We start from the raw sequence: 6,565 nt of genomic DNA on the forward strand, positions 1-6,565 counted from the left end.
AAAAGGCATATCGGATTCCTTTATTAACGTTCCATTTTGTTTTTCTAGTAGCTGTATTTCCTATGTATTTTAGGAATTTGATAGCTTTTTTTATTTTGTAATAATAGAGTCTCAAGATTTCTAGCTTGAAGTATAACCTGGCCACAAATGAAATAATTGAAAATGGCGGTTTTAATGAACCTGTCCTTAGATTTTTTGAAAATTAGAGAATTACCCCAATTTAAATTATATTGAAAATTCTTAAAAAATATAGGTTATACAGTAAATTTAAACAAATTATGCCAAAATACGTCAAAATTCTACGTGGAATTTTGACGGTTTATAACGCAAATTTCCCCAATATACAACATGGACAATTCAAAGTAAAATGAAAACATTGAATTTTAAAAAGATTGAAAAAGGGGGAAGTTGAATTGGCAAACCGTAAGTTAAAGAACATTTTAGCAACTGCGACGATGAGTGCTTTATTACTGTCATCTGTCATTCCGTACAACGTGCTAGCGGCATCATCAACACCGATCGATCCTCTTCATCAGGATTCGAGCGCTCCACAGTTGACGAAAGAACAGATTGCTGCATTGAATCAGATCAGCATAGGTGGTCCGGAAATTTCGTCTGAAATCGACACATCAAGCGCGGAACCTGTTCGCGTCATTGTTGAATTCAAGCAAGCACCGGCAAAAATAGCGGTGATGCAGGCACAAGTAGCTGGAGATGAGACAACCCTAACAGAAGAGAAACAAGCCGTCGCTGATACGCACAAACAATTCCGTTCGTTTATCGAAGGTTTATCTACGCATCAACTGAACGTCAATGCCGTTACGGCAGAAAATGCAGTCACTGCACAAAATGCGGTCACGGCAGAAAAGGCAACTGGAACATCATCGGAGATCGAAATTACCCATGAATATCGGAACGCGTTGAACGGGGTAGCGATGACACTTCCAGGAACAATGGTCGAGAGACTGTTTGATTCAGGGCTTGTCAGACATGTCCTTGCGGACGAAAAGGTCACAATCGACCCGATTGAAACGACTGCTGTGTCGAAACAAAGCGTGGAAGGACTAAAAGAAAATTCGATCCCGCTTCCGGGTATAGATGCACTTCATAACGAAGGCATTAAAGGAAACGGTATTAAAGTTGGTGTGTTAGATACAGGAATTGATTACAATCATCCAGATTTAACGGATGTCTATAAAGGGTACCGAAAACAAGAAGGCGTGAATCCGAGTACGATTGACCCGAAAACGGTTAAGGGGTGGGATTTCATTGATAACGACGCAGATCCGATGGAAACAACGTACGATGACTGGGTGACAGCAGGTAAGCCAGTAACACCAGGCCGTGAATACCCGACGTCCCACGGTACGCACGTATCTGGAACCATCGCAGCACAATCGAGAGCCACTGTCGAAAATCCAGCACAAGGAGTTGCCCCTGGCGTTGATTTATATGTCTACCGTGTACTAGGTCCTTACGGTTCTGGTGCTTCGAGCGGGATTGTTGCAGGAATTGACAAGTCCGTTAGTGACGGTATGAAAGTCATTAACCTGTCACTTGGTGCAGCGAGTAACGATCCATTATCAGCAGAAGCAATCGCGGTTAACAATGCAACATTAGCTGGTGTAACATGCGTCATTGCAGCAGGAAACTCAGGTAATTATGCATATACACTTGGCACACCTGGAGCAGCAGCGCTACCGATTACGGTTGGTGCAAGTGACTTCTCGATGTCGATTCCGACCGCAACAGCGACAGTAGGTAACGAAACGTTTACCAACTTTAAGTTGCTTGGAAAAGGGTACAATGACAATGTGGAAACACTTGCGAACAAAACCTATCCGGTGGTATTTGTCGGCTTAGGTGGCGAGGATGATTTCAAAAGTGTTGATTTGCACGGGAAAATAGCATTGATAGAGCGTGGATCGTACGCACTTAGTGAAAAAATTGTGAATGCGCAAAAAGCAGGTGCAGTGGCGGCCATCATGTACAACAATGTCGACGGCGACATTGATAACTATTTAGCAAGTTCTGTTGGGTTTATCCCAACCTTCCGCCTCTCAAAAGCAGACGGCGAACGCTTAAAAACAGCGGCAGAACATTCGTCGATTACATTTACGGAAATCGGGTCAATTGTCTCAGAAGGAAACCGTTTGGCAGGTTTCAGTTCAAGAGGACCGGTTATGTCAACCTATGACATTAAACCTGACGTTGTGGCTCCTGGGGTATCGGTTTACTCGACGTATCCAGAATTTATCCACAGTCCAGAACCAGGAATTGATTATTCACAAGCATATGCTCGTATTTCGGGTACATCAATGGCTACTCCACACGTAGCAGGGATTGCTGCACTGATTTTACAAAAACACCCAAATTACAAACCGGCTGATGTCAAAGCAGCCTTGATGAATAGTGCGGACAAACTAAACGGCGACTATTCTGTGTACGAAGTAGGCGCAGGTGAAGTAGATGTAGCTGAAGCCGTTCATAACGAGATGGCATTCAAGGTCCAAGACAACACATTAAAGAGTGATGGAAATGGTGGCATTGTCACAATCGGGTATGAAAAAGGCGCATTGACGTTTGGTGCTGTTTACAAAAAAGACGGTAGCACAAACACAGCCAATCGTACGGTTGCCTTTATAAACCGCGGTACCCAAGCGAAAACATTCGACGTTTCGGCTGAATATAGTAAACCGATGGATAATGTAAGTGCACATGTAAGTGACGCAGTAGCGAACAATGTAACCGTCACGACTTCTTTAGCATCTGTGACGGTCGCTGCAGGCGGGTCAACAAATGTAACGGCAACGGTTAACATACCTGCGAGCGCAGAGATGGGACAATATGAAGGGTATGTGAACATTGTCAACCATGACAATCCAAACGAACACTATCGCATTCCATTCGCGACTCGCTTTGTTGAAAAAGGAATCGGAGACGTCGAAATCTCGTTACCAGCCATCACAACGATAGCTTGGAGGCATCCGGCTATGGCACCTCAAACTCGCTATATCCGATTCAGATTAAACAGCCCGATGAAAGATATGTGGGCGATCATCTATGATAAAGACGGCAAAGCACTTGGAGCCAATACGTTAAAACCATTTAGCTTAAACGGTGCGCCTCTTGATACGGATCTAAGAACACAATTCTCGCCATCGTATTATCCGTTTATCGGCGATGCGAAAGATGAAAAAACAGACATCAAACAGCCGATGGCGAAACTGCCAGAAGGTGAGTATACAATCAAACTTCGTACAACAGATGCAGATGCGGTGAAATACGAGGTCATTAATCAAAAGTTTATCATCGATAACACGTTACCTAAGTTGACGTTTAAAGACCATAAACCTGGCGTCTATGAGCTAAGTGAATCGGACTTTACAGATGAAAAGGGGCAAGACGGAAATACGTACCATGCGTTTTGGCTTCACACGAATGTATGGGACGAAGGAACGGCAAAATTAGCACCTTTAGGCTACACACAGTCTGATAATAAGCTATGGTATTACTTAAATCAAAAAGCAATGTGGAACGGCGATTTCCTACTTGATGCAAATGGGGATACAAACTTCGGTATTGAACAATCTGATATTGAGAATGGTCCAGCAACAATCAAACTACAACCTATGGATATGGCGAGAAATATGGAATTGTTAAATGAATCCTATTCCTATGCATTCGTCAAAAAAGGTACACCTTATGTGGTACCAACTTACGATAAGGAAAAAGTCTATCAAGATGAAACGTTGACGATGACATTAAATCTAAATAACGTTAAGGATTTGATGGCTGGAAACTACAATGTTGGATTCTATAGTTGGCTCTTCCAGTTCCAAAGCGTAAAAGTGAACCCAGCATTCCAGCAGTATGCGGATGCAAACGGATTAACAGTCAGTGTCGATGAACCAACTGTGAAGGATCACCCTGTCTATCCAACTAATAAAGACATGGTGAATGCTGGCGCTCATATCAGCGGTGGCGAAGGGTTCAAAGGAATCAGCGGTGATATGCCATTCCTTGATGTGACATTTAAACTGTATGATGACAGTATGTACGGCACCTATTATGACAAGATGGACACCGAAGAGAATACAGTGCCATTCACTTATACACAATACGGTGAGCAAGAACCGGTTGTCATCCCATCATTCAACCAAATTAACCAATATAAAATCATACCAAAGGACAATTATGTGGTAACTTTTGCCCACCTTCAAGCGTTCTATATGAACTGGTCGATGGATTATTCAATCATAGGAGCGAAAGCATACGCGCAATTGTCAGACGGGACAAAAGTGCAAGTACCGATTGCCAAAAACGGTTTTGTAGATATCAAGCATATTCCTATATCGAAGGATCCAATCGATATTGTCGTTGAAGCACCTGGACATCTGAAGAGTATTCAGAAACTGACACTTCCTGGTATTCAAACACCGTGGGGTGAAGTCGTCGGTGAGTTAATACAAAAACAAGGTGCTCAACCAGTTGCAGCAGCCGGTGATGTAAATGGAGACGGTGTCATTGACGTGTTAGACGTGAAACAAATTGCGAAGAAATTCGGCGTTCAAAAACCGACTGATTTCAACATCGAAGACTTGAACCACGATGGTATTGTCAATGCAACGGATATGAACTTTCTGGTTGGGAATCTTTACAAATCAAACCCAGATGCAACCATTACACCAAAAGAGATGGTTGACGGAAAAGTGAGCACAGAATTCTTCAACGTGTTAGGTATTAAATCTCTTGTGAACACATTGAAAGCAACAACAAAAACGAATCATACAGCAACACTGAATTGGCTAGCAGCTGTTGATGCAACAAATGTAAAAATTGAAAAGTCAACTGACGGCTTATCATGGACGGCAGCTACAACAGCAAGTCCTGTAGCAGTTGATTCAAATACAGCAGTTGTGACTGGATTAAACGAAAACACGACTTACAAATTCCGCGTAACGGTAACAGGCGGATTAAACGCTGGTTTTTCAAATGTGGCAACTACAACAACGGATGTCACGTTACCTCCAAACGCACCAGTTGTAAAAGGTCTTGGAGATAACGAAACAAGCATTTCAGGTAAAACAGAACCAAACGTAACAGTAACTGTGAAAAAAGATGGAAACGTCCTCGTAACAGGAAAAGCAAATGAAATGGGAGACTTTACACTTCCAATCGAGCTTCAAAAAGCAGGAACAGTTTTAACAATTAGCGTGGCAAATGCAGAAGGAAAAGTGAGCGAAGAAGTATCAATCACAGTTTCAGACCTGACAGCACCAAATGCGCCAGTTGTTGGAAAAGTTGGCGACAATGATACAATCGTTTCAGGAACAACGGAAGCAAATGCGACAGTTGTCGTTAGCAGCACAAACGGTGCACTTGGCACTGCGAAAGCAGATAAAAATGGAAACTATACGGTGGCAATCACTCCTCAAAAAGCAGGCACCGTACTAATGGTTACAGCTACAGACGATTCTGGAAACCAAAGCAAAACAGTTTCTGTTACGGTTCTAGACGTGACAGCTCCTCTTGCGCCTATCGTGAACCCTTTTACAATCCATGACAAGATTGTTTCAGGTACTACCGAAGGCAATGCGACTGTAACTGTGAAGCGAAATGGGATTGTGATTGGAACAAAACAAGCTAGTGAAAACGGTAATTTCTACTTGGAAATCGGTAAGCAAAAAGCAGGGTCCATATTAACGGTCAGCGCCTCAGATGAAACAGGAAACGTAAGTGCTGAACGAAAAGTGACGGTTCTGAAGAAGTAGGAGCTACCCTCGTCGTGAAGATCGACGGGAATCTAGTTACAAAAGCCAATGTTTCAAGCAAAGGCACATTCACAGCTACTATATCAAAGTTGGCAAGGGAAACCATACGATTATCCTTACTGTAGTTGATATAGCATGAAACGTGAGCAATTCTGTAAAACGTACCATCACTGTTAAGTAAGAAAAAAGCCTTCGTCTACATCAACTCGCATTTGAAACTCGTGATCTTATCTTTAGACATGAGAGGAAAATGCGAGTTTTTTTGTTTTGTCGAAAGTTCTTCTGTTACTCCTGATCCTTCAAAAATCGAGGAGAAACGCTGCAACACCGATTTGGTTATGTAATAACTAAGAAGGAATTGGTAGTACATATATGGAATTAATGTGAATTTTGATAAATGTATCCAATTGGAACAAGTTTTAGTTAGGGAGAGGGATGTTAATGACCCGATACCTGTAAACACCTCAATAACAGCTTCAGCTCCTTTTACAGACCCGGGAGTTCTCGATACACACACCGCAGAATGGAACTGGGGAGATGGTACCACTACAACGGGTTGAACGGATTGATGTAAAGGAAAATCAAGATATTGTAATACATTACCGTTTCGCTAATCCTTTAGTAGTTTAATGGTAGTCACCGGTATTCGACACATGTGGAATGTGGAAACCTGATGTTTTGATAGTGGCAGCCTGGTGGCTAAACCAATCATATTGCCACCAATACCTTCTGGTTAAGTGAAACGTAGGAAAAATAAAAGCCTATTATATCAACGGTTTCAAACTATATTT

At 42.3% G+C, this 6,565-nt stretch carries 1 protein-coding gene; it reads left to right on the top strand.

The annotated features are described in order from the left end of the window. The first annotated feature begins 413 nt into the window (after nucleotides 1-413). Entirely contained in the window at nucleotides 414-5,774 is a 5,361-nt protein-coding gene (locus CHI06_RS23130; RefSeq protein WP_095250924.1) for a S8 family serine peptidase, read from the top strand. The last annotated feature ends 791 nt before the right edge of the window (nucleotides 5,775-6,565 follow it).

The organism is Bacillus sp. 7884-1, assembly GCF_002272245.1.
Lineage (GTDB): Bacteria > Bacillota > Bacilli > Bacillales > Cytobacillaceae > Neobacillus.